Genomic DNA, 26,888 nt, shown 5'->3' with positions numbered 1-26,888 from the left:
CAGTCGGGAACCCGCTCGAATGGCAGATGAACAGCCACCTATCTGGGTGCAATTGACCACTGAATATTAAGTGACTGGTCCTTCAGGCAAACTTTTAGTTGGTATCGATAAAGACTTATAGCATTTAATTACTGAGAAGATTTCTGAATGCTATTTGCTCATCTCAATACCACAAATTCAATGGCAATTAGTCTTGAAATGAGTCGATGAAATTACCGTCGTTTAGAATTTGAGATTTTGCCATCTCAGGTGACTAGAGGAAATTCTGACAATTTCAGTGAAACTGCGTGTCCGAAGTATTAAATCATGGATAAGGAAGCTGAACAATTATTAGAAAACAGCTGATAGTTTAATGCCAAAATGACCGTCTACTTAGGAGCCAACGATCAATCCATCAAAATTTGAGTCCACAATATTCGCCTTTCGAATACCATCCAGGCTGGAGGGTGTTTCTGACAATGCTCAGCGTTTTTCAGAGTGTGAGGTTCAGACGGGTTGGGACTGAGGATTAGCCTAGCTAGAGCGTTAAGCGGTGCATTTCCGCTTGGCGTTCTGGCGTAGCTAACCGGAAGTCCCAGTCTGACCTGAACACGTTTCATCCATACTGCAGCTAACGTGGAAGACCAGTATTTAAGACGTGGGCTTTCGGCTTAAATCTGTGTCCATCGCGTTCCAGCGTTGCCAGAAATACCTGGAAGCCGGTGTAGGACGAACAACACGACAGCTTTACGCTAAGTCGCACTTTTTCCAGCGAGTCTCAGCTGGCAGCACTTGAACTTAGAAATTGTCATGATTTAACCATCTTTAAGGCTAAATCATAACTAGCACAACGCGTAAATGTGTATAAAGCTAATAAGCACGAATTCTCGGCTTTTCGATGCACAATGCAATATAACCAATCGCCTAAAATTTCAGCTTTAATGATTGCTGGTTTGAGGCCATTTCACAAGACTTAGGCGACGAGTTCACGTTTTTCCTGCTTGGCGCGCTTAATTCGTCGTTGAAACAATTCTACCATTATCAAGCGTCCCCCCTCAAGTACATGTGGCCATCCGTGCTGTGTAATTCCAATTAAAGAAGGACAGAATGGCATCGCTTTCTACCGGTCGACAGCTGCACGCGCATTCTTGTAATCAATTCCTTCCAAATTCAACATAAAAATAAAAAAAGATGGTAACGGAAAATCCAGAAAGATTTTTCGTTACCATCCATTTTACAAACCGAAACCTAAGTCCCAGTTGCTTTTAATTAACGATTGTCGAAATTAGTCAAACTTAACTTGCGTGTCAGCTTTACCAGTTTCGATGAATTGCTTGTTGCTGTTCATTGAAACGTGCACCATGTTGTGAACGGCAGTTTCAGTGTAGAAAGCCGTATGTGGTGTAATCAAAACGTTGTCACGGTTGAACAAGTTCATGAAGACCTTGTCATCAATCGTTTGACCTTCAAGATCCTTGTTGAAGATCTTAGTTTCGTATTCGTAGGTATCGAGGGCAGCACCGGCAACTTTGCCACTGTCCAAGGCTTTGATCAAGTCTTCTGAGTCGATGAGTGTCCCACGAGCGAAGTTTAAGATGTAGGCGCCATCTTTCATCTTGCTGAAGGCATCCGCATTTAACATGTGGTAGTTATCCTTCAATGCAGGAACGTGTAACGTGATAACATCAGCTTGGGCGTATAATTCGTCCAAAGTATCAACGTACATACCTTCTTTTTCAAGTTCAGCATTCCGGTAAACATCGTAACCGATAACCTTAGCACCGAAACCTTTGAAGATATCAATGGCTGCGCGACCGATACGGCCAGTACCAATAACACCAACAGTCATCGTGTTTAATTCTTTAGCGATGTCTGGAGCCCAACGGAAGTCTTGCTTAGCTAACTTCTTGTTGAACATTGGGGTTTGACGTAATAATTGCATCAATTGCGTTACTGATAATTCAGCAATCGCATTTGGTGAGTATGCAGGTACGTTAGAAATGTTTAAGCCACGTGCTTTAACAGTAGGAACGTCCAAGTTATCAACACCAACGTTACGAAGAGAGATGTTCTTAACCCCTTCGTCGGCTAACTTGTTTAATACTTCAGCAGTATAGTCCTTTTGTTGGTATACATCGGCACCGTCGAAGCCTTTAGCTAAGTCAACGTTGTCTTCAGTAAGTAATTCTGGAACTAATTTTACTTCAACATCTGGGTTTTCTTTCATCCAAGTATCGAAGAATGGACGTTCGTCATCACGTACAGCATATGCAATAATTTTCATTACAAAAATTCCTCCTATATATTGATACATTAAACATTATAACAGTAAATGCCAGAAATAAAATCATAAATTGTGAAAACTTTGCTAAATTTTTACATCGTGTGCTGACAAGTATTTTAGCTTGGCAGCTCTCGATTGATGTTTGAAGGCATATTCGGCCTTTAAGGCGCTTGATTTATCATTGAAAGTTTCATGGTAGATCATTTTAACGGGCCGTCGTGATTTGACCCGCGTATACTTGGCACCCTTCCCGGCATTGTGGGTCGCGAGCCGCCGTTCCAGATTGTCTGTAAAGCCGCCATAGAGGGTCGCGTCTGCACAGAGCAACACATAAAAGTAGTACTGCTTGCCAGTCACTTGGTCAGCATGATGTGTATCAGCAGTTTGTTTGGCCATTGACTCTGTGGAAGATTGTGAATCGGCTGTCGACGCGTTGGCCTTCAGCTTTTTTTGTTTCGACTTTGGCTTTACCGGCTTCAATTTTTGGGACTTCGACTTTGGTTGTGTCGACTGCGACTTTTTTGACCGCGGCTTTAGTGCGACCTGCTTACCTTTCGTCCGTCGCTTAGAAGCCGTAGTAGCTGGCGTCGCTGGTTCAGATTCAACTGGTTTATGCTTTTGTTTCGCCATAAAGTAACGTGTGCACCTCTTTTCCATAGGTGCCATCGGCGTGGTAAACGACTAACGGCGGTAAAATTCGAACGCCGTTTGGTTTGCCGTCCTTGATCATTTCGATCAGGACCATGTTCGCTTCCCGGTCAGCCTTGGGATGCACGAATCGCAGCCGTTTTGGTGCTAAACGGTGAGTCTGCATTAAGGTGAATAATTCATCTAGACGTTCTGGACGATGAACAAAGTAGGCTTTGCCATTCATTTTAAGTAAATCACTTGTCACAGCTAAAATCTGATCCAAGTTGGCCGAAAGTTCATGGCGCGCGATGGCCAGGTGCGGATTGGGATTTTTGACGCTCTGTGGCTGGTCCTTAAAATAAGGTGGATTACACAGCACCGTATCCACGGAATCTTTGGGTAGTTGCTGCGTAATTTTTAATAAGTCTTCATTAAGTACCGTCATCTGCACCGTCAAATCATTCAAAATAACGCTCCGTTCGGCCATATCCGCAAGGCGCGGTTGGATTTCGACAGCGGTGATGTGGCCGTGCGTCTTGGCACTGACAAATAACCCAACGGCACCATTGCCAGCACACAGGTCGACGATTTGACTCTTAGCCCCCTTCGCAACCTGGGCGAAGTCCCCCAATAAGACCGCGTCTAATGAGAACGCAAAGACTTGGGAACTCTGAATAATTTGAACTTGTTTACTATATAGTTGGTCAATCCGCTCATCGGCGTGTAACGTGACATCTGCCATGTTCGGCCACCTCTCTTCTGAATTCACTGCAACGTTATCATACAATTAACTTGCAGAATTTATCAAATTTCGTCATACTGTGAGCAGTTAGTAATTGAAAGGAAGATCGTCATGTTTTATTCATTCATGCGCGGGCTCGTCCGGCTCATCATCACGGCAATCAATGGTCGCCCCCGTTATCAAGGACGCGAAAACCTTCCCGAAGGCGCTTATATCCTGGTTGGACCGCACCGTACTTGGTTCGATCCGCTGTACTACGCCCTCGCCGGCAGTCCAATGAAATTCAGTTTTATGGCTAAGGAAGAATTATTTAAAAATCCGGTCTTGCGGTTCATCCTGGTTCATGCCAATGCGTTTCCAGTCAACCGGAAACACCCCGGTCCGTCCGCCATCAAGACGCCCGTCAAATTTTTGCGAAGCGGCAAATTATCACTGATTATGTACCCTTCAGGAACGCGCCACTCGCAAGAATTAAAAGGCGGTGCGACCGTGATTGCCAAGATGGCGGGTGTCCCACTCGTTCCAACGGTATATCAAGGCCCATTGACCTTCAAACAACTGTTTAGTCGCCAGCAAGTCACCGTACGCTTCGGTGAACCAATTTACGTTGACCGCAAGCTCAAACTCGATGATGCCGGTCAAAAACTAATTGAAACACAAATGTTAACGGCGTTTGATGACTTGGATCGACAAATTGATCCATCCTTCAAATACGTTGATCCTGCTAGTACCAAGAAATAGGTCTAGCCATCAAAAAAGTGTCGGTTGCAACTTGCGACCGGCACTTTTTTGAATGCTTACTTTTTATCGTTTTTAGAAGCAGCCTTCATCGAGTTCAACATCTGATGAAGCTTCTTTTCGGATGGGCGCTGACCCATTTGCATCATCATGCTCCGAAGCATTTCTTCGCTAATCGGCGGGTTTTGCTTCAAGTAGTTTTGCATATAGTGTCGCGCACCAAAGAAACCACCGGTTAAACCGACCAATACACCGATCACGACGATTAAAATCCAAATTCCAGTAGACACAGTCATTCCCCTCCCTTATTACAGTCTTCATTAAACTAGTCTACACAAATTAATAATAAAAGAAAAGGAAAATTTGTCAGTTGGCAAATTTTCCTGAAATCGGTTAATCATCCCGGAGACCGCGATCACGTTGAACCTGGCGGACCTTTTCTGGGGTAACTTCCTTACCGTCCTTATCATAGACCTGAAGCATTTCGACTTGTTGCCGAAACCCAGCCCGGAATTCTTTTAAATATTTTTCGCGTAACTCTTGTCGTTCCGCTTCTTCTAACTCGGTGAGCCCTTCAGCTTTCGCCTTATGAGCCAACTCATTGATCCGAGCGATTAATTCTTTTGAAATCAAAGCAGCAGCTCCCTTCATCAAAGCAATATACACGAAAATGGACACTAAATCAATTAATTGTGTTTGTCAACCGAACATTTGTTTGAAAGCTGGCAAACGCTATGCTACAATTGGTTTAACCATTAATGACAAAAAAATGAGGTGCCAAGATGAGTAAAACATCGGAAAGCAAACAAATGGCCGTTCTCCGTTTTATTTATGAACGCGTCAATGAAAAAGGATATCCGCCAACCGTACGTGAAATTGGCGAAGCCGTTGACTTATCTTCGACTTCCACCGTTCACGGACATATTTCACGGCTTGAAAAGAAAGGGTTAATTCAAAAGGACCCGACTAAGCCGCGAGCAATCGAAGTCACGCCTGCTGGTTTTGAAGCCCTCGGAGTCGAAACAACGCCCCACCAGATTCCAGTGCTTGGGACCGTCACTGCCGGCCAGCCAATTCTCGCAGTCCAAGAAGCAACTGACTATTTTCCAATTCCAAAAGAACTCGAATCATTTGGCGGCGATCTGTTTATGCTGACGATTCGCGGTGAAAGTATGATCAACATTGGCATCATGAATGGTGACCAAGTCATCGTTCGCCGTCAAAGCTCGGCTGACAATGGCGACATCATCATTGCGATGACCGACGAGAACGAAGCCACTTGCAAGCGGTTCTTCAAGGAAGCAGACCATTACCGCCTACAGCCAGAAAATGATACGATGGCGCCAATTATTTTAAATAACGTCTCCGTATTAGGTAAAGTTGTGGGACTCTACCGTGATATGCTCTATCAATAAACACTAATTTAAGGTGGCCTTGTGCCACCTTTTTTATTTTTCAGTCAAACAATCACCACTTCGGAGACGTTTAATTGTAGGTCGTGCCAATTAATCTGGGCGATACGGCTGATTCCACTTTCCGGCCCCGCTACAAACCAGTACAAGTCATGGGTCATGTGATGATTTTGGCATTGCACTGGCTGCCAAAGATAAAATATTTGAATTCCACCCGAACTGGTCGATAGTTCAATGGTATAATGATTATACTATTTCAAACATTGGGAGTTGGTTACATGTTGTTCCTAGCCATTATGGGCTTGATTGTTTTTCTATTAGCATTATTTTCTGTGATTTACGCACGTCAAACCGGTGGTGGTTGGAAGTTTCTGACAGTCGTAACGGTTCTGAGCGCGGTGGTCACCATCTATGCGGTGATCAAATTGCCATACTGGCCTTATAACCAGTCACACGCCGCAACCACCAGCCAGACTGCTTCGAGTTCGACAAGCAGTTCCAGCACGAGTAAGTCTAAAACGACGAGTTTAAGTTCCTCACAAGTTGTCTTTAATGAAGGTAGCGCCAAGCGTGAGGCTGCGACGACTAAGTTGAACGAAGAAAATATTCTCAAACAGTTGCAGGAAAATTACAAGTCAATTGGTACCGTCGCCTTCACGAAAGCCACTAAGACATATACGATTACTCCAACCGGTAAAAAATACGTCAAATCGTTAAAAACGATCAAATCGTATCCTGATGAAAACCAGAAGGCCATCACGACAATCACTTCCAATTTCAAGTCCCTATCCAAGTCGCTTAAAAAGAATTTAGCTGCTGGCTATACGATTCAACTTTTGCAACCTGATACGACAGATAAGACCTTGTTGAGTGTCAAAGATGGTGTCATTACCGCTAATAATTTCAAATAACAAAAAGCACTTGTTCTAGCCATCTTGCTAGTAACAAGCGCTTTTTTATTAAGCCTCACGATCCAAGTACTGGCGTTGCTCATCCTGCTGACCAGTCAAGACGAATCGATGAGGATCATCGGCCACATCAATGGTCTGGTCATCCGCGCGCCAAGCTAACTGTCCGTTGAACAGCTTTTCGTACTCGGACACACTGACCCGTTGACGGCGTGCTAACCGTTGTGGTAACCCAACATCCAAGCCGGCTTGGTAATCTGGTTGCAACTCACCCGTGAAGAATTCACCTTCAGCCCCGGAACCATAACTGAATAAGCCTAAGCGGTCACCGGCCTTTAATTTGTCATCAGTCAACAATTGTGACAACAAACTCAAGTACAATGAGCCGGTGTACAAGTTACCCACCTGTCGATTTAGTTGCCGAGCGTGCTCGAAATGGGCGAGCCAACTCGCTTGTTGGGCATCATCTACTAATGGCAAGGCGCTCCGAAGTGCTTTAAGTCCCATCTTTGTATATGGCAAATGAAAGACGAGCGCCGCTAAATCTTCTGGCTGCATGCCCGTTTTCTGCAAGTATCCCTTGAAGACATCTTGAAAATAATCGATATAGATGTTTGATGAGTATTTGCCGTCCACCAAGGCAGTTGTATGATACAACGGTCGCCAAAAATCCATGACATCTTCACTCAGCACACATGATTCGGTCCCCAGCGCTAAGACTTGAGGATCAGCACTGACTAACATGGCGACTGCACCGCCGCCCTGAGTGGGTTCACCAGGTGTGTTGAGTCCGTAGCGTGCAATGTCGCTACCAATAACGAGTGCTTTCTTATCAGGATGAGCGCGGACGTGGTCTTGCGCCAATTGCAATCCTGCCGTAGCCGCATAACAGGCTTCCTTCATTTCAATGGTACGGACCCGGCGATTCAATCCTAACAGCCGGGCTACATAGATGGCACTGGCCTTTGAGTTATCAATGCCTGACTCCGTTCCAACAATCAGCAAGTCGATTGCTTCAATGTCAGCGGCTGTTAACATCGGCGCAGCAGCGTTTGCGGCTAAGGTCACCGTATCCTGACTCGGTGGGATGACCGCCATCCGTGACTGACCAATTCCAATCAAATATTTGTCAGGTTCTTCCTGACGTGCCGTTGCCAACTCTGCCATATCAACGTATAGATGTGAGGTTGCAAAATGCAACTTGTCAATTCCAACTTTCACGTTCGTTCCTCCAATTTATTCAGACTGAAGCTAGCCTTAATGTGCCCGGCCTAGTGGTCCCAAATAATGAAAATCCGGGTCCTTACCCACGCGGTAACAACTGAATGCCTGACTAATCTCATTATGAAAGGTTACCACAATTGCCGGTGTTGCCCAAGTGGAGGCCGCCCAGAAGACCGTATCATCAAATTCACGGTTATCATTTGGATAACGATGGTAACCCGTTGTACTGTCCCAAATCGTGCCATGCGTATTGAGCCAATCTTCTGCGAGTCCGGCTTCCACTTGAGCCATCACATCCTGGTTATCGCGAATCAGCCGTGCGAGTTTGTCCCAATCTAGCTGCCACGCATGTACTTCTGGCAACTGATTACGCGTGCCAAGCGGCGTATGTTCTAAGGCAATCGGTGTTAAATCCACAAAATCCATGCAACCACCCTTTCAGGCCATGTTCATTAACTATCCGAAGATTTCTCAACTATTATATCATGTTGCCATACATTTATGATTGCCCTAGCTTGACCTGAAACGGGTCCCATAAGTTATGCTTGGCATGAAAAGTTGAAGTAAGCGTTAATCATTTAGTAAGGAGCGAGCAATCATGGGGTTATTCCGTCGTCAGTATCAAATTCGTCTACACCAACCCGTTACCGGTTCCGCCAGGACCATCCAGTCATTGCCATCGGTAGCGCATCAAACGCCATTGATGCGCATTCAGCCAAATGACAGGATCATCAGTGCGCCCCTCGATGGCGAGATTGTCGCTCTGTCACCGCGGCATTTGACGATTACTGCATTGAATGGTCAACAGTTTGTCCTCCAAATCGAGACGACTGATTATCATGCCATGGTTGATTGGCAAGTGCGTATCGGGGATTCCGTCTCACCGCTGACTATTTTAGGCCTTTTGGAGGGCTCGCTGACGGCGACCTCGCTGGTGGTTTCACGCGTACATGCAGTGAGTCAGATGACCAAAGCGGTGGTCACAAATAGTTAAGATTTCTATATGTTTAATTTGTATCATTAAGTGAGAAATCGAGTCATTTTACGGAAACTGTGAGAGGTGGATGAGACCGACATCCGCGGCTCCAGATTCATATTCCAACAAAAGGGCCCCACATCGCAATTAAGCGTTGTGAGTCCTTCTTTTCGCGTGTTAATGATTGCGCTAGTGATCGTTCAATTTGTTACTCAAATCAATCGTCCGGGGCAGCTAGTTCCATTATTATTCATTATTACAATTTTTGTCGTTTGAGAACTGATTGCTTTATGTCTGAATTCAGGCTATGATATTCATACTGGTTGAAACCATCTGGCCCGTTTACCATTAGCGTGCAAACGTGGTCCACATTTTCAACTGACGACACGGCGTCGCACTTTATACCCCGTGTGGTCATTGACTAAACTAATAATAATGCAAAGGTCGGATTCAATAATTATGAAAACCATGAGTCTAGTTGTTCCCTGCTACAACGAGGAACCTACGATTGAAATTTTCTACAACACTGTCGAGAAGGTGCTGGCCGACAATCCGGAAGCTTTTAATGACATCACCACGGAATACGTTTTCGTCAACGACGGTTCTTCCGATGATACACTAACCGTTCTTCGGAATTTAAACGCCGCCCATCCTGATACGGTTCATTACGTGTCATTTTCACGAAACTTCGGCAAGGAAGCCGGCTTGTTAGCTGGGTTGCAGCACACGATTGGCGATTACGTCGCAGTCATGGATGTCGACTTACAAGATCCACCGTCGCTCCTACCAAAGATGTTAGCAATGATTGAAACCGGCGATTATGATTGTATCGGTACAATGCGGGAAAACCGCGCGGGCGAACCATTCATCCGTTCCTTCTTGTCTCGGTCCTTCTACTCGGTCGTCAACAAAATCTCAAAAGTCCAAATTATTCCGAATGCCCGTGACTACCGGCTCATGACCCGGCAAATGGTCGATGCCATTTTGGAGCTCCCGGAATACAATCGGTTCTCAAAGGGAATCTTCAATTGGGTCGGTTTTCGAACGACTTATTTAAAGTTCGAAAATCAGCCCCGTTCCGCCGGCGAAACTCACTGGTCAATGTTGCAACTCTTTAGCTATTCAGTAGATGCAATCGTTGACTTCTCCGACGTGCCACTAAAAATTGCAACTCTGACGGGTGGTCTCTTATCCGCCGCTTCAATTATTAGTATCTTTGTCGTTATTATTCGCAAACTCTTGTTTAATAACAGTGTCGGTGGTTGGGCTTCATTAGTCACGATCTTCCTTTTCATCGGCGGAATTCAGTTATTCTGCTTGGGAATCATCGGCAATTATATCGGTAAGATTTATATCGAGTCGAAGCATCGGCCACATTATATTGTGCAGGAAAAGAAGTAAAACCTGTTTTTGATATAAATTGAATTTAGAAGGAAAGCTGCTGTCGGATGATGGCGGCTTTTTTTGGTGTGACGCAAAAAAGCCTAACAGTGCAGAAAACACCGTCAGGCCTATATTTCTTAAATGACACCTTACATCGACACAATCACAATATCTCGCCATTGGTCCCTGATTCGTTGGCCGTCAATCACATAATTCAACACTTCATCCGGATTATCGGTCTCAAACATATGCATAAAGTCACCATTATTCTTTGAAATCAATCGCTTACCCTGTAGCGGACCAATGTACCATTCAGTATCATGAATTTTAATCTGAATATCCATGCCAATCTCGATGGTCACTCGCAATTGCTGTAATGACTGAAGCTTGTCCGAATATGGATCAATATGATCTAGTATCATTAATATTCACAATTCTTTCTGCGGGAGGTAACTTACTCACCGTATGATAGCATTAAACCAGCCTCTTGTAACCTCCTCATCTTTGTTATATATCTGTTGGGGACAATTTAGGCATAAAAATAACACTCACTCAAATTTGGTGAGTGTTATTTTTATGGTTGAATTAAAGTCCAAATATTTGTTTAGCTTGTTCCATGGCTTTTTGAATATTTGCTTGTACAACAGGGTCATTATCCAGCTTACGTGTCTTTTCCATATCTTCCTTGGATAACGGCAAACTATCTGTATCATCACATACCAGATAGAGTTTTTCTTCTTTTGACATACCTAACTACCTCCCAATTATAAGCGGGACCAATCACGTTCAAATTAGCTTCTGACGTATGTTACATCTGTGCTGGAATAGATGATACCAATAACGATAGGGCCTTACCACTGTACGTTATGTTACACATGGCAGCTACCCTTAATCTGAGCTAACATGTTTGAATATGGGCTCTCATTCTATATTGTTACTGTTATAAGGCTGTTTTAGGATCTGTCACATCGATGACCGTTCAAAAACAAAAATGTTGCATTCGCTAATCAAGACTATATGTGCTTAATAGAACTATATCGACGCTTAAAATGGCAACAAAAGTAAAGCGCCTCATAAATTGTTATTTAATTAAAGACCAAATTTCCGTTTGAATTCTTCGATCTCTTTACGAATTTTAGCTTGTAAAATTGGGTCATTATCAAGTCTTCGATCATTTTCAATTTCTTCTTTCGTGCGCGGCTCACCAGGTGAATCGTCGCACACCAAATAAAGCTTTTCGTCTTCTGACATATCTAAGCGCCTCCAACTAATAAATACCGACATTTAGTTTCCAATTGGGCTTTCACCCATAAAAATCTTTCTTCTCGAAGTCATTGTATCAGAATCCATAACGTTTTACTACAGAATGCTATTTTCACTGGACGTAACCCCTTGACCCAGCTACCAAGATTGCTGGGGCGTCCTCACCTATATCTTCACTGCATCAAGGTGTCCATTTCTAATGGATAATCAAATCTGTACTACCAAGGCTTCTGAATCATGTTTGACTGATTACGACAAAATGAATTCAATTTGTCTGCTATTCCAACAACCAGTGCTACTGACATTTAGACTGCCTACTCGTCTATAGTTCACTCTAGGTTTGCGATTCTATCCTTGAGTAATGCATTACAACCACCAATTAATTAGTGTAGATATTATGATTATTTTCCAGAATAATTGTCAGAATTTTTGAATAAATATTTGTTATGGCCTCAAATTATGCTATACTAATTGAGTACCACATGGAGAGTTGGCAGAGTGGTAATGCACCGGACTCGAAATCCGGCGAACCGGCTAATACCGGCGCGCAGGTTCAAATCCTGTACTCTCCTTTTTAAAGCAGTAGAGACTAGTCAGTGAAATAAGAACCCCGACAAATCAACGTTTGTCAGGGTTCTATTTTTTTAGAAAAGGCTAAAAAGGGCTAAAAAAGAAAAGCATTTTGCGCATATTTTGCGCGCGGTATCTAACAGTATGCCTAGGATTGACGATTGTTTGAAATTCTTCTTTTGCGCAAAGGGCTGAGTACAGGATTTCTGGAGCTTGATATAGCGCCGTTAGTAGCACCCTTGCGCAAAATATGCGCAAAATTATTTTTGCTTTTGAATAGGTGATTTCGCGATTGGTTCTCGGAGATTGCTTAAGGATTTTACAATTTGATCATCTGTCTTAGCTTTATACTCGTCAATTAGATACGAGTACACGTTGGCGGTGATAATAATATTACTGTGACCAAGTCGCTTAGAAATTGCATAGAGGTCAATGCCGCGAGCTAAAAGGTAAGCGACGTGAGTATGACGACATGATTGAAAATGAAATCCCTTAAGCACAATGTTGTTATGCAAAGACTCACGTAAGGTTTTATTAATAGCTGATGAGGTTGGAATAGTACCGTATTGATTGACAAATACTAAATCTTGACTGCCACGTTTTGGTATTTCAGATAGTATACCAATCAGCCATTTGTCAATACGAACGGTCCGATGGGATGACTCATTTTTTAAGTCTTGAAAAGCCTGGTTGGCTTCGTTCCAGGACTGGGTGACTTGGATGGTATTGAAAAGTGGGTTGATGTCTTGCCACCTGAGTCCTTGAATTTCACCGGGACGCATGCCAGTCATAAGTGCCGTGATAATCATATACTTGCTAGTGAAGTTCTTATTACGCGTCTTAAGTAGATAATCCAATAGTGTTTGTAACTGGGTTTCATTAAGGAGCCATTAAGTCCTTTAGCGATTTAATTCAGGTTGAGCCATATCCCAAACTTTGGTCGGTTGGAGGGTATGGTTCTTTTTATTTTAATTTACTAGCTGTGTACAAACATTTGATAGGTATCCTTTTTGGTGTTGATAACAAAGGTATAATTTATTTTACCTGACTTTTTTGTGATATATTGATTTGGCTTTTCAGAAGCAGATTTGACACCAGCTTCTAGTATGGCGGTATCTGCGTTCAAACTATCTCCAATGACATACACAATCTCGTTGAACCAAGAATAATCGTATTGAGTATAGACGTTCAACCCCAACAGTTTGCCATCATCTGTATGGATTGAAAAAGCATTGTTTTTGGTGTCATCAGCATAATTTTTATCAGCTAATGGTGCAGTTGGCAAAAAATTGATACTGTTGCCGTCGTGAAAATCATAAGCATCATAGAAAGTTGAATATTCTGCGATGGCAGTTTCGCCTTTAAAGTCAATAGTTTTTGCGTCACTCATATCTTTATTATTAGAGATATCAATTGTAAATTTATGAGCTTTGCTAGGGATTTCAAATGAGAACTTTCCATTTTTGGTTTTTACTTTGCTTGTACCATCGGCATCTGTATTCCAATAGATGGCAGACTCACTACTTTTTCCAGTTACAGGAATGGTAAACCCATTATGTGAGTCATGCGACTCTGCAGATAGACTTTTTCCACATCCAGACATAACCATTCCGATTGTCAACATGGCCCCGAACGTCACAGCCTTTTTCAAGTTCATTTACATGTCCTCCAATGATATAATAATATTTGTATATCAATATCATTGGTTATCACGTCTTACTGTTAACGGCAGTGAGACGTTTTTTATTTGTTTTGGTTAGCTATTCGCTCAAAGAATTCGGCAATTGTTCGTTGATCTTGCTGAGTCAGTACGTTGCCTTGATATACCAGGTCTTTGCTATCATGGTATTCTTCTAATTCCACTTTAGTCACCTCACAAATTAAAACATTAATTCGTAAAACTCATCAGGCAAGCCATACGCCATTTGAATGGCATTAAAATCGGCAGGCGCCATATTGTTCTTTATATAGGGCGGTAAGTTCGCTACAAGCGAACAGATTAGCTTCGCGTTCCATTGCCTTCCCAATGATTCCCAATAGTATAAAGTGCAGCGCAAGAAGTATGGTCAATGCCATGCTTTAACTCGTGTGCCATCACTGCATACTTGCCTTGTGTCTCCCGTAGCTCATCTGATATACCGATGTACACATCGCCACTCTAGGCAGTGGTACATATTCCTTCTAAGTCGCCAAGGTTTGCGTATTCAACGTGGTATCCTAGGCTGTCCGCGATCATAAAAGGGTCGAAAGTTCCGATTTCTTCGGCAAGTTGATGAACCTGTAGATACAATTTGTAACTACTCATCAACAACACCTACTTTTTATTATCATTATTCCGATGCTTTTGTTTATCCCCCCAGAACACGCCTTCCAGGAAAGCCCGTACCTTGATTTTAGTTTCCTCGTTCATATCCATGCCTTGGAAACCCATTGGGACATTTGACTTAAGCCACTCGTCAAGGTCGATTTTATCGTTCTCAGTTGCCCATGATGGAGCTGTAGTCTCCCGGCCAAGCAAATAATCGGTTGAGACATCGAAATAATCTGCAATCTCTTCCAACTTTTTGGCACTAGGATTGGTTTTCTTCAAACGATACAGTGTATTCTTCGAATATCCTAGTTCCGATTCCACATCATTAACAGATTTTCCCTGTTTTTTTGCAAGAAATTTTATTCGCTCAAACAGTGTCATAACAGCAATCCTCACATTCTCAAAAATAGTATTTAAAACAAATGCATAAAATAGTTTGGCACAATTATGCAAATGTTTTAATATTAATTTAGTAAGCTAATTGAATAACCAAACACGCAATATTAAAAAGTATTGATTTAACAAGTATTCGACGTTCCCCAACGTTTTATTGTTTATCAATGGCTTTATATAGGCTTATTTAGCTATGCCTTAATATTAAAACATTTGCGTAAAATGATCAACAATTATTAAAACTATTTTGAGATGGTTATTGAACTGGCTTACATATTTATAGCTAGAAGGAGATGAGTTTAATGCCAACAACATTAGCAGGTCGCGAATTAACCAAGAAGTACATTGACGATCGCAACATTAGTATCACAAGTTTGGCCACCACGTTTGGAGTCGGAAAGATGTACATGACACAGGTACTTGCCGGTACCAAGAAGTCAGCAGCAGCAAACGAGCTAGTTTTGAAAATTATTGAGACTTTTAAAATTCGACCGAACGACAACGATTAGTTAGGAGGTAAATAGATGAGATTACCGCGATGGTTAACAAATCTGTTTCTAAAGAAAAATGGATACGTGAAATGCCCTAATTGTAGGAGTTACACGCATCCAGGTAATTATTGTGAGCAGTGTGGTACTAAACTTCCCAGATAGATTTTTTGACTGCTTCAGATGCGATGTCAACAAGGATATCACGTAGTCCCTGAGCAACTACTGTACCGGCTTTAGCTGCATAAATCTTAAATTTAGTGCTAGCTAATTTTGTTTTAGGGGTATCGGACAGCAAGTCAGGAATAGATCCTTGAAAATCCTTAACTTCATCACTACTTAACTCGGAGTAACTAATTAAGTCCTGTGCTGACTTGACGGCCGATTCAGTCCAGGGGTAAGGTTTGCCACAGTTTTTACAATATTTAGGGATTGGTACTGGACCAGTTGATAAAGATATGATTCCATCTCCGCTTGCATCATAATATCCAGCAATTGGATAATCACAATTTGGACATTTGCTAATGACTTTTGCACCACATTTCTCACAAAAACCATTAGCATCAGTTCCCCAGATTAAAGATGATCCTACTTGATGGCCGTTCAAGCATACAGATTGTGCATGTTGAGTACTCATGATTTTTCACCTCGATTGTATTGGGTTAATTAAATTATACATTATTCGCTCATAAGAACGAAGGAAAGTTAGATGACTGAAAAAATAGCATAATAAAAGACTATCACACATTCACCAATAGTCTATTTAGAATTGTTTGGACGATTATAAACCCATGCAATATCTTTCAATTCAATCGCAATATTTTCCCAATTACTTGGTCCATCTCCAACATCGGCTAAAAAATGTGTACTATCGAGAACTTCAACAATTCCAGCCGTACGACCATCCTTTAATACAACATCATCAAATTCTTTAATCTCCATGCTTAGCCTCCTCAACAAATATAGTGGTCATCCGCGTTGAGCCATGATTATCAGTCCACGCCACTAACATGTTGGTGGGTTGATCGAATATCCTTATCATAAACAATAATGTTTTGTTGATAATGCTTACCGTGTCCTGGATCACTTTTGAGTATTGAGGGGGTGTTTTACGGCTACATCCGTTGCAGACATGCTCAATACTCATTCATCAATGATTCGATAAATCTTACAAGCTCACTTATCCAACGCGACAATAAGTTTGTATTTCTTAGTATAGCGCAGTTTTACTCATTAAACTTTGTTTGATTGTAATGGTAATTAGCTTTCATGCCAATTAATCGTCCACGTTGCTGCTGATTGTACCAAACTCCTCAGATGGCCCTTGCACAATTGTTGGACTCACATATTAAAAATGCTGAGACCTGTCGCAACAAGAGAAGGACATTTTGCGCGATGCACTGAGCTCAGCATAAATTTCATGGATTCCCCAGCATTACCTTTCTGCTATCATAAAATCGAAGTTTGGTTCTCTCACTTCAAACATATTGTCATCTACAAATATAATTTTTGGAAGTCGGCCTTTCATATTCTCCCCATATATTGAATCCAAAATTAATTCCTTCTTCCTGCTTTATCACTGAAAGACACCAAAATTGAACTCATCTTTTAATGGCACGCCTCGCAACATATCGGTATAATTTAACGAAGGTGACACGTTTCTGGAAAGCACCTGGAATTAGGCAAAAGCCAGTACAAATGGGGGGACAATCATGAAAAATTGGAGTAAATGTAATATCTGGCAAAAATCGGTTGTCGTAGTAATGCTGCTTCTTCTAGCATACGAAATCGTCACAACCGCACAAGCACTAATAAGATTTTTCAAATAACGTCCGCTGTTGATCTATAAATGTCGCATGTCCTGTGACCAGCAAGAGGATTCAGCGGACGATGATAACAGTGGCAAACAATTACGTCAAGATGCCGATAGCCACCTGTTGGGGAAGTTATAAATTTTCAAAAGCTCATGGATAAATGCTCATACGCACCTCAAAAATTCAAAAATCCTCGCACTTGTTAGGTCGAATTAGTGCGAGGATTTATTTTTGTATATCCCAATGATGCATTTTAGGGCAACTATGAAAACCTTCAACATCTTAATTCCAAGTACTGTAAACATTCCCCCAACTCACTAATAGCCCACTCCCGTTAATCAATCCTTCTGCTCCAGCGCCGCCTTCCCAAACACAAAGAACGACAACACTAAGCCGGCACAGGATAACACGAACAAAATACCGTAGCATAACACATCCCCAACTGTGACTAGCGTCTTAGGAAATCCCGCCACCGACACCCACAGAAAAACTGCACTTAGCCAAAACCAAAATGAGCGATAGAACCGAACTGGTCGACGTAACTTCATGATGCACTCCCCCTCGTCTCCGTATCAGTGATGATTCAAACTAAAGCTCGTTTGAATAACGCTAATTATAGGCAGGCCTCATGACAACACAAGTGAATTAACGCTATGTTGCTGTATATTGCAGGCGAAAAATACACTGTTGTGTTTGTTAAGTAGCGATAGTTTCTCTCGATGCTGAAAAGTCATGCCGGTGACGTGCGGAACCCGCGACTGAACCGTCTTAATCAATCGACTTACAAGCTTTAGACCGAAAATCCCTTGCTTGGTTTCGAGTACATCTAACCGCTCGCCCATCCAAAACACTCGCTTTTGGCAACCGCGCTATGCTATGATGAAAACAATTCTAAAAGGAGGTTCCGTCAATGACACAACTATTAGTGACGACAACGGAAAACATTCCGGGGCACCCCTACGAAGTTTTGGGGGAAGTATTTGGCTTAACCACTCAATCTAAAAACTTGGTGCGTAACATCGGGGCGGGCTTAAAAGGACTCGTTGGTGGCGAAATCAAGGATTACACCAAGATGCTCGAAGAATCACGCGACGTGGCAGTAAATCGGTTGCGCGATAATGCCAGTGCGATGGGCGCTGACGCCGTGGTGATGATGCGCTTTGATACTGGCTCCATTAGTCAGGACATGCAATCGGTCGCCGCGTATGGTACTGCGGTCCGTTTTATTAATACGGACTCAACCGACACAAATGCATAATCTCATTTAAAACGACAGAAACGGCTTGCAGGTTTATTCTTGCAAACCGTTTTCTTCTCATATCAATTATTTGCGTCATACAATTACGGCACTTTTCCATTATCAACGTCGGATAAACAAGCACCCACCGCTAACTAGCAGCATGCCTATGCCAGTGACATACGCCGCTGCTGGGCTGACAACATTATCCAGCAGTACTAGGCCAACGCTACCAATTGGCATCGAAATGGTGACCAAAGAATTAATAATGCCGCTCAAACTACCCACGATACTTCCATCAGCAACTTTTAGCAAACTTGCCATCAATTTAGGATTTGCTTGTCCCATGCAAAATCCACCAATCGCCATAATTGCCACTACCAACCAATAATTCTGCCAACTGAGCAAATTGATAAACAAGCCCGCAAACATGATCATAGTTGTTAACATGACACTGCGAAACGACCATTTCTGAAACCAACCTGTATGTAACAAATTCCCAACAATATTGCCTATCACAGTTGCGGTATTCATCACTAAGACCGCCACTCCAAACGAAAGTGGTAAATAGTCCGCGCGGTGGATCAAGTACAAATTCAACAAGGCGTCTACACTTGCGCCGACCGCATTCAATAACGAGAGGCTCCCCAATAACGCCAACACGTTCATGTGTGTCCCCGATTCCATTACCCGTCGTACTTGTTGGAGCAGTTGGCGAAATGACGGGGTTGCGGCTTCCGCAATTGTCGGCAGTTTTAGCGTCCCATAGCCGGACAGTAGCACGATGCCCGCAATCAAGAACGTGAGCGCGTTCAAATATCCAGCGACCTGATAATTCCCCGTCGCAGCCAAGATGCTGACCCCCAGTGCCTGCCCCATCGTCTGCATTAGGACGCCGATACCTTGGTTGATTCCGATGGCTTCCTCTTGTTGCTCAGATGCGACTTTGGCTTGTAGTAACGGCATTCGTAAGCTGCCACTAAACATGCCAAACACGTCTGAACACAAATTAATCACAATAATAATCAGTAGGAGCCCAACCTGTTTACCGGTAATGAGTTGCGCCAATACGAGATATAGGCCTGCCTGAACAAATTTCAATCCCGCTAGCCAGCCTCGTTTATTGGGCTGCGAATCTGCCAAGCGGCCGGTCATGATACTAAAGATTCCGGGCAGGACGGTAGCCACCGAAACGATTGAAACCATCAAACTGGCTTGCGCAAAGGTGCGCGCGTACGTTAATAAAATAATGTTGAATAAACCAGTCCCAATAGTTTCAAACAAATCGGCTGCTGTAAGTGTGACGAACGCGCGGTTACGAGCTAGATTTTTCATAATGCCACTCCCCAATCTAATATTATTTATCGTTTAAATTATTTTAAATGATAAATAAACTTTAATCGTTTGATTTCTATTTGTCAAATGGTTAAGCTAGGATTGAGGTGAAAAACATGCCCAAAAACACACTGGCACAGTTTGCAAAGTTGATGGCAGATCCAAAAGTTTCCGCGATTTTGAAGGCCACGAAATCAGAGGATGGCTTAACAACCAAGCAAATTTCAGCCCAAACTAAAATTCCTAATAACCAGTTGTACTACACCATCAACAAGATGCAGGATGCCGACTTATTAACCATCGTTAATCAGGTTCAAGTCAAAAATCTGACCGAAAACTATTATTCTAGCGCCCACCTTTCCAATGAAACGCCGCGGTTTCAAACGGATCTGGATGCGCTCGACACAGATATGACTAACATTTCTGGCACTTGGACGCATACTCACATCCAGGAGGTTTTACAATGGATTATGCTACTCAACCATGACTTTAGTGAAACTTTCAGAGAAGAGATGGCTGATAAGCAACCTGACGAAGCATCCGTTTTCTTCAGCAACGCGACCTTAAACTTGTCCGCTGCTGGTGAACACCAATTACGGTTAGATATTATTAAATTGCTTGGTAATGCTGAAAAGAATGACCCGGATCCCAACTCCAAGGACAAGCATCAGGCGAAAATATTAATTGAAAAGTGGGAATAGCGTGTGCACTGTACGATTACGTTGTTTTGATCAGTTGGTAAAGTTCACGAAATATCAATAATTCAACTAAGTGCAAACAAAAAGCCCCGGATGACTAATATATCGTCATCCGGAGCTTTTTACATCTTGGCTTTAAAATTGCATCAAGCTCAACATGTCATAATCTTTAATTTTATCGCGGCCATGCAAGTCTTTCAGTTCAACCAAAAAGGCCGTTCCGACCACATTGCCACCTAATTCTTCAACCATTTGAATCGTGGCAGAAATCGTACCACCCGTAGCCAACAAGTCATCCGTGACCAGCACGTTTTGACCAGGCTTGATTGCATCTTTATGCAGGTACAATGCGGATTGCCCATATTCCAAATCGTAGGTTGCCTTGACCGTTGCGCGTGGCAACTTACCCTTCTTACGGGCTGGCGCAAATCCGACCCCTAGCTCATAAGCGACTGGACAGCCAACAATAAAGCCCCGTGCTTCGGGACCGACGATCATATCAACGTGCTTGTCACGTGCAAACTGAACGATTTGGTCAGTCGCTTCTCGGTAAGCAGCGCCGTCAGCCATCAATGGTGAAATATCCCGAAAGATAATGCCAGGTTCTGGATAATCCGGAATACTAGCCACATACTTTGTTAAATCTAATGCCATTTGTTCTTAACAGCTCCTTCAATTCTTAACCGCAGCCTGGTTCTTCACCCATACTTGGAGCGCTGCGGATTTACTATATAAAAGCGTTTCTTCAGCAACGATTTGCTGCTCGCGTAGCTGATAACTAGGGGCGTGATGTAAATCCGCTCTGGACGGATTCGAAACGCCATTCATGACACCATCATTTATTTTAACAAATCCGACCTCAAAAAACACCTGTATCATAAAAATAAGCAAATTTCGCTCAAGGTGTAAATGTTTAGCGACCTGCGTCAATTGATGATGAATGTCGACATCATGGTGTGCCGCGGTGAACTGGAACAACTTCGCAAACTGCTCACGATTCGGCATCCCGCTCATGTAGACCGAGTCACGCCGATACAAGTACAGCGTCACTTGATCAAGGGCGATTGATGACAAGACCTGCGTCATATCAGGCAATGTATCGGGGCAATCAACGATGAAGACCGCTTGCCCGGCCGTTACCGTAGCGAGGTCAACATCTTCTTCCCCGACCCAGACGGCCTTGGCTTGCGCCCCCATGTATTGTTCGACCTGTTTCATAATACGCCGATGGAAGAATAAGTAGGTTCCCGGTGCCTGGAATAAATGCGCCGATAAATGTTGGGTACGCGCATCAATGACTTGCGTTCCCGTCACAGCAACGTCTTTAATCATAATCTGCGGCTTGGTCTGCCCATTCCACGTATTTTCGCTGAGTGCACCGACTAACGTGACATCCGTGGGACTCGCCTGAATCGCTGGTAAAGCGTCACCCATCGAAAAGCCAATCGCATCCACGGTCGTATCACCATCACCCAGTTGCAGCTTCAAGTGCTGCTGGTCACTCCCAATCGCTCGCGCTTGTGGAATCGTGGTCGGCACTAGTTTGAACAAGGGAGCCGGATTATCAGTGCCAAACGGGGCCAAGGATTGAATGTCTGCCAACGTGTCTAGCGTCGCATCCGCCACTGACAAGGTTCCGTCAATTGCTAACTTGACCTGCGCATTATCCGCTAATTGTTGCTGGACGGCCGCGTCTTCCATGGCAGTCTTCAGCGTTTCCAACTGATCTGCCATGACCGTCAGCCCGACCGCCATGTGATGACCACCAAAGGCGACCAACGCATCACGAACTGGGTCGATCGCCGCAAACAAATTATAGGCTTCTACACTACGACCACTACCTTTCAAGCGGCCATCCGCGTCTTCATTCAAAACGAGAGTTGGTTTGCCAGTCGTTTCAACGACGTGACTAGCAACGATTCCTAACACACCCTCATGCCAGCCTTTACCGGTAATCACCAGTGTCTGCCGGCCCTGATTCTCAGCTGATTGTGCTTGTTCAATGGCGCTGGCACTGATCGTTTTGACCAACCCTTGCCGTTTCTCATTCAATTGATTGACCTGCTTAGCCAATGCGGTCGCCCGCTCTTCATCTAGCGTGGTCAATAATTCGACGCCGCTCTGTGCAGATTGCAACCGTCCGAGCGCATTCAACCGTGGTGCGATGCCAAAGCCAATACTCGTTTCAGTTAACTTGTCAGGTTGTAAACCGGCTTCTTGAATCAAAGCGGCCAACCCGGGGCGCGTCGTCTGTTGGAGCACCTTAAGGCCCAGCGTCACGATGGTCCGATTTTCGCCAGTCAGGCTAACCAAATCAGCGACGGTTCCAATCGCAGCGAGGTCCAAGAGTTCTTCGGGCACCTCTTCAATCAAGGCCGTGGCGACTTTAAAAGCAACACCGGCACCGGAAAGTCCGCTAAACGAATAATGACCTTCTGGATGACGAGGATGCACGATTGCATAGGCATGCGGCAATTCAGCGGGCAGTTCATGATGATCAGTCACGACGACGTCCACGCCTTGCGCTTGAACCTGATCAATGACCGCGTTGCCAGCGACGCCGTTATCAACCGTCACAAACAGTTGGGTGCCCTTTGCAATCAAACGGTCAAACGCCGCCTGGTTCGGCCCGTAACCGTCTTTAAAGCGGTCCGGAATGTAGTAGTTCACATTGGCGCCAATTTGGTCCAACGTTTCATACATGATGGCCGTGCTGGTCAACCCATCGGCATCGTAATCACCATAGATCGTAATTTGATCACCGGCAATCACCGCTGCTTGAATCCGTTCGACCGCCTTTTCCATATCATGCATCGTCGTCGGGTCCAAGAAGGGCTGCTGATCTGCATGTAAAAATGGTTCCGCCGCTTCGGGTGTGTCAATGCCGCGCGTGATCAACAAACGTGCAACTAATGGTGACACCTCCGCAGCCTGCGATAACGCATTGACGGCCGTTTCAGAAACGGCCGTCGTCTCGCGTGATACCCATTTTTTCTTTGCCGCTAACATGGCATCCTTCCTTTCAAAAGCTTACTTGTCGGTTGTCGTGGTTGGTTGTTCTGGCACCGACCGTTTTTGTTTTCCTTTATTATTGAGCCGTAACGTCAATTGTTTATTTTCTGCCGTCAACTTTTCAATCTTTGCTTGAGCTGCTGCAAGTTCTTCGGCATGTGCCGACCGTTCCTTTGATTCATTGACCGTCGCCATCAAAACTGCCGTAACAACGCCCAAAATCAGCGTAATCACAATGACCAGAATTAATGGCCAGTGAACGGCTGTCACCCCAAAATTGATCCGAACTGGTTCCACATTTAAAATGGCAAAGATAATCACGACTAACGCGATCACCAGTGCACTCACTAACCGCCATTGATTTTTCATTCCACTCATCCCCTATTTAAAATTAAATACCGTGCCAGTCAGCCAGTCCCCCAGCTTCGGCGCGACCTGATAACCTAAATTAGCGACCGACATGAGCCACGGCCGATTGAGCTCGCGCTGTCCGCGGCCAATGCGACTGACGATCAATGCCGCAAACTTGACCGGATTAAGCGCTAAACGGTCCATACGTTCGATATAATCCCCATCTGGATCGGCAATTTTGAAAAAGTCGGTTTTGATGGGACCCGGATTGACCGTCAACACGTTCACGTGGTCCGCTTTCAATTCCAATCGCAAAGCATTGTCATACGCGATAATTGCGGCCTTACTAGCAGCGTATACCGCTGACTTGGGCGTCGCAATCTTACCGGCCATCGAAGCCACGTTCACGATTTCTCCGGCGTGTTGCTGAACCATCCGCTTCGCAGCGAGTTGGCTCACGTACATCGTCCCCAAGGTATTGACCCGCAACATCCGTTCCATGGTGGCCGCTTCCATATCGACCACATTGGTCATGTCCCCAAAGCCAGCCGCATTAATGACCACATCAAGACGACCAAACAAATCATCGATAGTCGCAAAAACTTGGTCGACGGCTGTCACGCGACTGACATCACAGGTGATCGCAATTGCTTGTTGCTGTGACAAGATTCGACACTGGTCAGCCACTTGCGTCAACCGTTCACGACGACGCGCGGCGAGCACGACATTCGCGCCCTGAGCGGCAACCGCCAACGCTAATTGTTCACCGAGACCGCTGGAAGCACCCGTTACTAACACCGTTTTACCTGCTAAATCTGCCATATCCGCACCTAACCTTTCTTAGGAAGTGGAATTTCGATCACGTCAAAGTCACGGACTACTTTCGACGCCTTAAAAACTTTCTGGGCTTGATTTTGTAATTCTTTGCTCAATTTGCCAGTATACCGCGCTGAAATATGCGTCAATAACAATTGTTTGACGCCTGCTTGTTTGGCAACTTGGGCAGCTTGCGTGCTGGTCGAATGGTAGTAATTGTGGGCTAACTTGCCCTCGTCCTTGCCAAACGTACTTTCATGCACTAATGCATCCGCATCTTGTGCCAAACTCAGGGCATGTGGTGTTCGCCGCGTATCGCCCAAAATGGTGACAATGCGCCCTTTTTGTGGCGCCGCAATATAGTCTTGCCCGTTGATCGTCCGTCCATCAGGCAAAGTTACCGTTTGACCGGCTTTCAATTGACCATAAACGGGGCCACTCGGAATATTGAGTGCTTTTAAGCGGTCCGCTTGCAGTTCACCCGGATGGTCGGCTTCTTCCACCCGATAACCAAAACAAGCAATTCGGTGGTCTAGCGGTTCGCAGCTGACCTTAAACGTCGCGTCTTCAAACACGGTCCCGGCCTTCGTGATTTCGTGAAACTTAAGTGGGTATGACAAATGGGTTCCGGAGACCCGGAGCGCCGTTTGAACAAAGTCCCGGACACCGACTGGGCCGTAAACCGTCAGCGGTTCATCGCCACCTTGAAACGACCGCGAGCTCAATAGTCCCGGCAATCCAAAGATGTGGTCACCGTGTAAATGGGTAATAAAGATTTTGGCAATTTTACGGGGTTTTAGCGTCGTCCGTAAAATTTGATGTTGAGTGCCTTCACCAACATCGAATAACCAGACTTCATTGCGCTCATCCAACAGCCGGAGCGCCGTACTGGTCACATTGCGGAATTTCCCCGGTGAGCCGGCACCGGTACCTAAAAATTCTAATTGCATATTTTTGTTCGTCCTATCTATACAGTCTGCTAACTATTTTACCGAATCTAACGGCAATTAACAATTGTTAGCACTGCAAAGTCTCGGCTGGTCACTGAAGTTAATCGTCACCAACCGCCATTAAAAATGGGTTCAGTTTATTTTAACATGACAGACCAAAATTATCGCACTCGGTTTCGACCTTTCACCTTAAATGATTGTGGTTATTTAGGGTCATCCGTCCGCAACCGCTGCCTTTTGATTAGTGTTCGGAGAAGCAAATACATTGTAACAGTCGATCTGTCATGAATTATGGCTGAAACGTGCCAATTCTTAGGTCAAAAGCTGCCAGCTGAGACCGCTGGAAACAGTGCGAGTTACCGTAAACTTGCCGTCGTGGCGTCGCCCTACGCCGTCTTCCAGGCATTCTGGGCAATAGCCTGAACGTGGTGGGCACAGATTTAAGCCGACAACCCACGGCTTAAATACTGGTCTTTCATGTGACTGCGATATGGATGAAACGTGCGCGAGTCAGACTGGGCCTTGCCCCGAATACCTTCCAGCCGGGATAGTAATCGAAAAGCGAACATGGGCGGACCCAACTTTTGATGGAATATTCGTTGGTTCGCAGTAAACCGTCATTTTGACATCTAACTGTCAGGCTTGTATCAATGCTAGCTAAACTTCCTCCAATGTTTTAAGTCTTCGAACCAGTGCTTCACTGAATTTATCAGAATTTTCTTCAGTCGGTTAAGACAGCAAAGCCCTGACTTCTAGATGAATTCAATGCGATCGTCGAGCTTGAAGACTAGTTACTATTAAAGCTGTCCATAATATTTAGATTATTTTTTCAGTAATTCGATGTCACAAGTCATCATTGGTGTTGATTTGAAGTTCGTCTGAAGGACCTGTCTCCTAATATTCAGTAGTCAATCGTACCGAAATAGGCGGCCGTTCATCAGCCATTCGAGCGGCTTCCCGACTGGAGGGGCTGGCTGACAATGCTCAGTAGCCAAATTATTCTTAGCTGGAAGTGTCTTTCTTCCGGCTTAGAAGAAGACTCGTATTTGAAATTGCGCAGTGATTTTCTGCGTGAGTTCAAATCGATGTCGGCTTACGTTCCAGCAATTGTCAGCCGGCCCCGGAAGTCGGAATTGGACGCGCACTGGCTGACGAACAGTAAACCAACGAATTGGCACGTTTTAATCCTACTTAGTGCTGAATTATAATAAGCGCAATGCGTTAGCAGATATCGGCGAATTCACCAATACCAATCTGGCAACCATGACCGTTTGCAGCCGAACATGACCAAATGTGACCGTTTTCACGGTTTCCGTCATTCGCATTTAAGTACACCGCTCAGTCGAGATTGATTAACCCTCGGTGCTATCGTAT

Annotated in this window: 29 protein-coding genes, 1 tRNA gene and 1 pseudogene; 9 read left to right on the top strand and 22 right to left on the bottom strand. The window is 44.3% G+C overall.

The genetic code is table 11. The features are described from left to right. Window positions 1-1,264: 1,264 nt before the first annotated feature. From MZO40_RS05600 to MZO40_RS05590, 3 genes are all read right to left on the bottom strand, one after another. Window positions 1,265-2,263, bottom strand: a complete 999-nt coding sequence (locus MZO40_RS05600) for a D-2-hydroxyacid dehydrogenase (protein ID WP_050338482.1) — start codon at window positions 2,261-2,263, stop codon at window positions 1,265-1,267. 84 nt (window positions 2,264-2,347) lie between these two features. Beyond that, on the bottom strand, window positions 2,348-2,659 hold the full coding sequence (locus MZO40_RS05595; protein WP_105960719.1) for a GIY-YIG nuclease family protein: 312 nt from the start codon (window positions 2,657-2,659) through the stop codon (window positions 2,348-2,350). 214 nt (window positions 2,660-2,873) lie between these two features. Continuing rightward, the gene (locus tag MZO40_RS05590; RefSeq protein WP_105960716.1) at window positions 2,874-3,635 is read right to left on the bottom strand and encodes a tRNA1(Val) (adenine(37)-N6)-methyltransferase; all 762 of its coding nucleotides are present in this window, start codon (window positions 3,633-3,635) and stop codon (window positions 2,874-2,876) included. Window positions 3,636-3,746: 111 nt separating this feature from the next. On the opposite strand from MZO40_RS05590, the gene MZO40_RS05585 reads away from it, so the two are divergent. Next, window positions 3,747-4,376 (top strand): 1-acyl-sn-glycerol-3-phosphate acyltransferase, encoded by a 630-nt coding sequence (locus MZO40_RS05585; protein ID WP_105960717.1) that lies wholly within the window; start codon window positions 3,747-3,749, stop codon window positions 4,374-4,376. Window positions 4,377-4,432: 56 nt separating this feature from the next. Here MZO40_RS05585 and MZO40_RS05580 read toward each other — a convergent pair whose 3' ends face one another. Both MZO40_RS05580 and MZO40_RS05575 read right to left on the bottom strand, forming a co-directional pair. Further along, complete coding sequence (locus MZO40_RS05580) at window positions 4,433-4,669, bottom strand: YneF family protein (RefSeq protein WP_021336711.1); 237 nt, start codon at window positions 4,667-4,669, stop codon at window positions 4,433-4,435. A gap of 97 nt (window positions 4,670-4,766) precedes the next feature. Continuing rightward, window positions 4,767-5,024, bottom strand: a complete 258-nt coding sequence (locus MZO40_RS05575) for a DUF896 domain-containing protein (RefSeq protein WP_031267439.1) — start codon at window positions 5,022-5,024, stop codon at window positions 4,767-4,769. A 131-nt stretch (window positions 5,025-5,155) separates the two neighbouring features. On the opposite strand from MZO40_RS05575, the gene lexA reads away from it, so the two are divergent. Beyond that, entirely contained in the window at window positions 5,156-5,788 is a 633-nt protein-coding gene (gene lexA / locus MZO40_RS05570) for a transcriptional repressor LexA (protein WP_003638977.1), read from the top strand. 275 nt (window positions 5,789-6,063) lie between these two features. Continuing rightward, entirely contained in the window at window positions 6,064-6,696 is a 633-nt protein-coding gene (locus MZO40_RS05565) for a hypothetical protein (protein ID WP_105922295.1), read from the top strand. Between the two features lie 48 nt (window positions 6,697-6,744). On the opposite strand, the gene MZO40_RS05560 is transcribed toward MZO40_RS05565, so the two are convergent. Then, complete coding sequence (locus MZO40_RS05560) at window positions 6,745-7,914, bottom strand: hydroxymethylglutaryl-CoA synthase (protein WP_105960718.1); 1,170 nt, start codon at window positions 7,912-7,914, stop codon at window positions 6,745-6,747. 36 nt (window positions 7,915-7,950) lie between these two features. Next, the gene (locus MZO40_RS05555) at window positions 7,951-8,343 is read right to left on the bottom strand and encodes a hypothetical protein (protein ID WP_252133151.1); all 393 of its coding nucleotides are present in this window, start codon (window positions 8,341-8,343) and stop codon (window positions 7,951-7,953) included. A gap of 172 nt (window positions 8,344-8,515) precedes the next feature. Between MZO40_RS05555 and MZO40_RS05550 the strand changes: the two genes are divergently transcribed. Both MZO40_RS05550 and MZO40_RS05545 read left to right on the top strand, forming a co-directional pair. Beyond that, window positions 8,516-8,911: a hypothetical protein gene (locus tag MZO40_RS05550; protein WP_088771152.1), complete on the top strand. Its 396-nt coding sequence runs from the start codon at window positions 8,516-8,518 to the stop codon at window positions 8,909-8,911. Between the two features lie 441 nt (window positions 8,912-9,352). Further along, window positions 9,353-10,294, top strand: coding sequence for a glycosyltransferase family 2 protein (locus MZO40_RS05545; RefSeq protein ID WP_101873368.1), 942 nt, complete (start codon window positions 9,353-9,355; stop codon window positions 10,292-10,294). Between the two features lie 131 nt (window positions 10,295-10,425). On the opposite strand, the gene MZO40_RS05540 is transcribed toward MZO40_RS05545, so the two are convergent. From MZO40_RS05540 to MZO40_RS05530, 3 genes are all read right to left on the bottom strand, one after another. Then, window positions 10,426-10,698, bottom strand: coding sequence for a hypothetical protein (locus tag MZO40_RS05540; RefSeq protein WP_225083784.1), 273 nt, complete (start codon window positions 10,696-10,698; stop codon window positions 10,426-10,428). Between the two features lie 163 nt (window positions 10,699-10,861). Beyond that, window positions 10,862-11,023: a hypothetical protein gene (locus MZO40_RS05535; RefSeq protein WP_158296983.1), complete on the bottom strand. Its 162-nt coding sequence runs from the start codon at window positions 11,021-11,023 to the stop codon at window positions 10,862-10,864. A 342-nt stretch (window positions 11,024-11,365) separates the two neighbouring features. Beyond that, on the bottom strand, window positions 11,366-11,527 hold the full coding sequence (locus tag MZO40_RS05530) for a hypothetical protein (protein ID WP_158296982.1): 162 nt from the start codon (window positions 11,525-11,527) through the stop codon (window positions 11,366-11,368). A 496-nt stretch (window positions 11,528-12,023) separates the two neighbouring features. Here MZO40_RS05530 and MZO40_RS05525 point away from each other — a divergent pair. Beyond that, a tRNA-Ser gene (locus tag MZO40_RS05525) sits at window positions 12,024-12,111 on the top strand. 258 nt (window positions 12,112-12,369) lie between these two features. Here the strand turns inward: MZO40_RS05525 and MZO40_RS05520 are convergent. The 3 genes and pseudogenes from MZO40_RS05520 to MZO40_RS05510 form a co-directional block, all read right to left on the bottom strand. After that, window positions 12,370-12,981 (bottom strand): annotated as a pseudogene (locus MZO40_RS05520) (site-specific integrase); the annotation flags it as partial. A 104-nt stretch (window positions 12,982-13,085) separates the two neighbouring features. Further along, on the bottom strand, window positions 13,086-13,766 hold the full coding sequence (locus MZO40_RS05515) for a hypothetical protein (RefSeq protein ID WP_252133150.1): 681 nt from the start codon (window positions 13,764-13,766) through the stop codon (window positions 13,086-13,088). A 657-nt stretch (window positions 13,767-14,423) separates the two neighbouring features. Beyond that, entirely contained in the window at window positions 14,424-14,801 is a 378-nt protein-coding gene (locus MZO40_RS05510; protein WP_101873336.1) for a helix-turn-helix domain-containing protein, read from the bottom strand. 314 nt (window positions 14,802-15,115) lie between these two features. Here MZO40_RS05510 and MZO40_RS05505 point away from each other — a divergent pair, with 314 nt between their 5' ends. Then, window positions 15,116-15,322 carry an XRE family transcriptional regulator gene (locus MZO40_RS05505; RefSeq protein WP_122217891.1) on the top strand — a complete coding sequence of 69 codons (207 nt, stop codon included), beginning with the start codon at window positions 15,116-15,118 and terminating at the stop codon, window positions 15,320-15,322. A gap of 127 nt (window positions 15,323-15,449) precedes the next feature. Here MZO40_RS05505 and MZO40_RS05500 read toward each other — a convergent pair whose 3' ends face one another. The 3 genes from MZO40_RS05500 to MZO40_RS05490 all read right to left on the bottom strand — a co-directional run bounded on the left by MZO40_RS05500 (window position 15,450) and on the right by MZO40_RS05490 (window position 17,663). After that, window positions 15,450-15,938, bottom strand: a complete 489-nt coding sequence (locus tag MZO40_RS05500; protein ID WP_252133149.1) for a DUF2321 domain-containing protein — start codon at window positions 15,936-15,938, stop codon at window positions 15,450-15,452. Window positions 15,939-16,060: 122 nt separating this feature from the next. After that, a complete protein-coding gene (locus MZO40_RS05495) occupies window positions 16,061-16,243 on the bottom strand; it encodes a hypothetical protein (RefSeq protein WP_105960653.1) in 183 nt (60 codons plus the stop codon). Window positions 16,244-17,453: 1,210 nt separating this feature from the next. Beyond that, window positions 17,454-17,663, bottom strand: coding sequence for a hypothetical protein (locus MZO40_RS05490; protein WP_050338472.1), 210 nt, complete (start codon window positions 17,661-17,663; stop codon window positions 17,454-17,456). 362 nt (window positions 17,664-18,025) lie between these two features. Here MZO40_RS05490 and MZO40_RS05485 point away from each other — a divergent pair, with 362 nt between their 5' ends. Further along, window positions 18,026-18,373, top strand: coding sequence for a heavy metal-binding domain-containing protein (locus MZO40_RS05485; protein WP_021337964.1), 348 nt, complete (start codon window positions 18,026-18,028; stop codon window positions 18,371-18,373). A 102-nt stretch (window positions 18,374-18,475) separates the two neighbouring features. Here the strand turns inward: MZO40_RS05485 and MZO40_RS05480 are convergent, their stop codons facing one another. Continuing rightward, window positions 18,476-19,687 (bottom strand): MFS transporter, encoded by a 1,212-nt coding sequence (locus MZO40_RS05480; protein ID WP_105960654.1) that lies wholly within the window; start codon window positions 19,685-19,687, stop codon window positions 18,476-18,478. Between the two features lie 116 nt (window positions 19,688-19,803). Between MZO40_RS05480 and MZO40_RS05475 the strand changes: the two genes are divergently transcribed. Then, window positions 19,804-20,388 carry a helix-turn-helix domain-containing protein gene (locus tag MZO40_RS05475; protein WP_050338470.1) on the top strand — a complete coding sequence of 195 codons (585 nt, stop codon included), beginning with the start codon at window positions 19,804-19,806 and terminating at the stop codon, window positions 20,386-20,388. 132 nt (window positions 20,389-20,520) lie between these two features. Here the strand turns inward: MZO40_RS05475 and MZO40_RS05470 are convergent, their stop codons facing one another. From MZO40_RS05470 to rnz, 5 genes are read right to left on the bottom strand one after another with little or no spacing between them, the layout of a single operon-like run. After that, window positions 20,521-21,039, bottom strand: a complete 519-nt coding sequence (locus tag MZO40_RS05470) for an adenine phosphoribosyltransferase (protein ID WP_003638988.1) — start codon at window positions 21,037-21,039, stop codon at window positions 20,521-20,523. 18 nt (window positions 21,040-21,057) lie between these two features. After that, window positions 21,058-23,394 carry a single-stranded-DNA-specific exonuclease RecJ gene (gene recJ / locus MZO40_RS05465; protein WP_252133148.1) on the bottom strand — a complete coding sequence of 779 codons (2,337 nt, stop codon included), beginning with the start codon at window positions 23,392-23,394 and terminating at the stop codon, window positions 21,058-21,060. A 21-nt stretch (window positions 23,395-23,415) separates the two neighbouring features. Then, entirely contained in the window at window positions 23,416-23,766 is a 351-nt protein-coding gene (locus MZO40_RS05460) for a lipopolysaccharide assembly LapA domain-containing protein (RefSeq protein ID WP_050338468.1), read from the bottom strand. 12 nt (window positions 23,767-23,778) lie between these two features. Then, window positions 23,779-24,570, bottom strand: coding sequence for an SDR family oxidoreductase (locus tag MZO40_RS05455; RefSeq protein WP_050338467.1), 792 nt, complete (start codon window positions 24,568-24,570; stop codon window positions 23,779-23,781). An 8-nt stretch (window positions 24,571-24,578) separates the two neighbouring features. Then, window positions 24,579-25,514 (bottom strand): ribonuclease Z, encoded by a 936-nt coding sequence (gene rnz, locus MZO40_RS05450; protein ID WP_050338466.1) that lies wholly within the window; start codon window positions 25,512-25,514, stop codon window positions 24,579-24,581. Window positions 25,515-26,888 lie beyond the last annotated feature (1,374 nt).

The sequence above is a fragment of the Lactiplantibacillus sp. B652 genome (genome assembly GCF_023806745.1).
Classification (GTDB): Bacteria; Bacillota; Bacilli; order Lactobacillales; family Lactobacillaceae; genus Lactiplantibacillus; species Lactiplantibacillus pentosus.
The sequence above is the reverse complement of the archived record's forward strand: the minus strand, read 5'-3'. Positions and strand labels throughout refer to the sequence as shown.

Excerpts from the sequence above, each read along its gene's own strand:
- MZO40_RS05470 (WP_003638988.1), bottom strand. The coding sequence starts at position 21,039 with ATGGCATTAGATTTAACAAAGTATGTGGCTAGTATTCCGGATTATCCA.
- MZO40_RS05585 (WP_105960717.1), top strand. The coding sequence starts at position 3,747 with ATGTTTTATTCATTCATGCGCGGGCTCGTCCGGCTCATCATCACGGCA.
- MZO40_RS05575 (WP_031267439.1), bottom strand. The coding sequence starts at position 5,024 with ATGAAGGGAGCTGCTGCTTTGATTTCAAAAGAATTAATCGCTCGGATC.
- MZO40_RS05505 (WP_122217891.1), top strand. The coding sequence starts at position 15,116 with ATGCCAACAACATTAGCAGGTCGCGAATTAACCAAGAAGTACATTGAC.
- MZO40_RS05500 (WP_252133149.1), bottom strand. The coding sequence starts at position 15,938 with ATGAGTACTCAACATGCACAATCTGTATGCTTGAACGGCCATCAAGTA.
- MZO40_RS05485 (WP_021337964.1), top strand. The coding sequence starts at position 18,026 with ATGACACAACTATTAGTGACGACAACGGAAAACATTCCGGGGCACCCC.
- MZO40_RS05530 (WP_158296982.1), bottom strand. The coding sequence starts at position 11,527 with ATGTCAGAAGACGAAAAGCTTTATTTGGTGTGCGACGATTCACCTGGT.
- MZO40_RS05555 (WP_252133151.1), bottom strand. The coding sequence starts at position 8,343 with ATGGATTTTGTGGATTTAACACCGATTGCCTTAGAACATACGCCGCTT.
- MZO40_RS05535 (WP_158296983.1), bottom strand. The coding sequence starts at position 11,023 with ATGTCAAAAGAAGAAAAACTCTATCTGGTATGTGATGATACAGATAGT.
- MZO40_RS05455 (WP_050338467.1), bottom strand. The coding sequence starts at position 24,570 with ATGGCAGATTTAGCAGGTAAAACGGTGTTAGTAACGGGTGCTTCCAGC.
- MZO40_RS05490 (WP_050338472.1), bottom strand. The coding sequence starts at position 17,663 with ATGAAGTTACGTCGACCAGTTCGGTTCTATCGCTCATTTTGGTTTTGG.
- MZO40_RS05475 (WP_050338470.1), top strand. The coding sequence starts at position 19,804 with ATGCCCAAAAACACACTGGCACAGTTTGCAAAGTTGATGGCAGATCCA.
- MZO40_RS05515 (WP_252133150.1), bottom strand. The coding sequence starts at position 13,766 with ATGAACTTGAAAAAGGCTGTGACGTTCGGGGCCATGTTGACAATCGGA.
- MZO40_RS05600 (WP_050338482.1), bottom strand. The coding sequence starts at position 2,263 with ATGAAAATTATTGCATATGCTGTACGTGATGACGAACGTCCATTCTTC.
- MZO40_RS05510 (WP_101873336.1), bottom strand. The coding sequence starts at position 14,801 with ATGACACTGTTTGAGCGAATAAAATTTCTTGCAAAAAAACAGGGAAAA.
- lexA (WP_003638977.1), top strand. The coding sequence starts at position 5,156 with ATGAGTAAAACATCGGAAAGCAAACAAATGGCCGTTCTCCGTTTTATT.
- MZO40_RS05595 (WP_105960719.1), bottom strand. The coding sequence starts at position 2,659 with ATGGCCAAACAAACTGCTGATACACATCATGCTGACCAAGTGACTGGC.
- MZO40_RS05590 (WP_105960716.1), bottom strand. The coding sequence starts at position 3,635 with ATGGCAGATGTCACGTTACACGCCGATGAGCGGATTGACCAACTATAT.
- recJ (WP_252133148.1), bottom strand. The coding sequence starts at position 23,394 with ATGTTAGCGGCAAAGAAAAAATGGGTATCACGCGAGACGACGGCCGTT.
- MZO40_RS05545 (WP_101873368.1), top strand. The coding sequence starts at position 9,353 with ATGAAAACCATGAGTCTAGTTGTTCCCTGCTACAACGAGGAACCTACG.
- MZO40_RS05580 (WP_021336711.1), bottom strand. The coding sequence starts at position 4,669 with ATGACTGTGTCTACTGGAATTTGGATTTTAATCGTCGTGATCGGTGTA.
- rnz (WP_050338466.1), bottom strand. The coding sequence starts at position 25,514 with ATGCAATTAGAATTTTTAGGTACCGGTGCCGGCTCACCGGGGAAATTC.
- MZO40_RS05460 (WP_050338468.1), bottom strand. The coding sequence starts at position 23,766 with ATGAAAAATCAATGGCGGTTAGTGAGTGCACTGGTGATCGCGTTAGTC.
- MZO40_RS05540 (WP_225083784.1), bottom strand. The coding sequence starts at position 10,698 with ATGATACTAGATCATATTGATCCATATTCGGACAAGCTTCAGTCATTA.
- MZO40_RS05550 (WP_088771152.1), top strand. The coding sequence starts at position 8,516 with ATGGGGTTATTCCGTCGTCAGTATCAAATTCGTCTACACCAACCCGTT.
- MZO40_RS05495 (WP_105960653.1), bottom strand. The coding sequence starts at position 16,243 with ATGGAGATTAAAGAATTTGATGATGTTGTATTAAAGGATGGTCGTACG.
- MZO40_RS05565 (WP_105922295.1), top strand. The coding sequence starts at position 6,064 with ATGTTGTTCCTAGCCATTATGGGCTTGATTGTTTTTCTATTAGCATTA.
- MZO40_RS05480 (WP_105960654.1), bottom strand. The coding sequence starts at position 19,687 with ATGAAAAATCTAGCTCGTAACCGCGCGTTCGTCACACTTACAGCAGCC.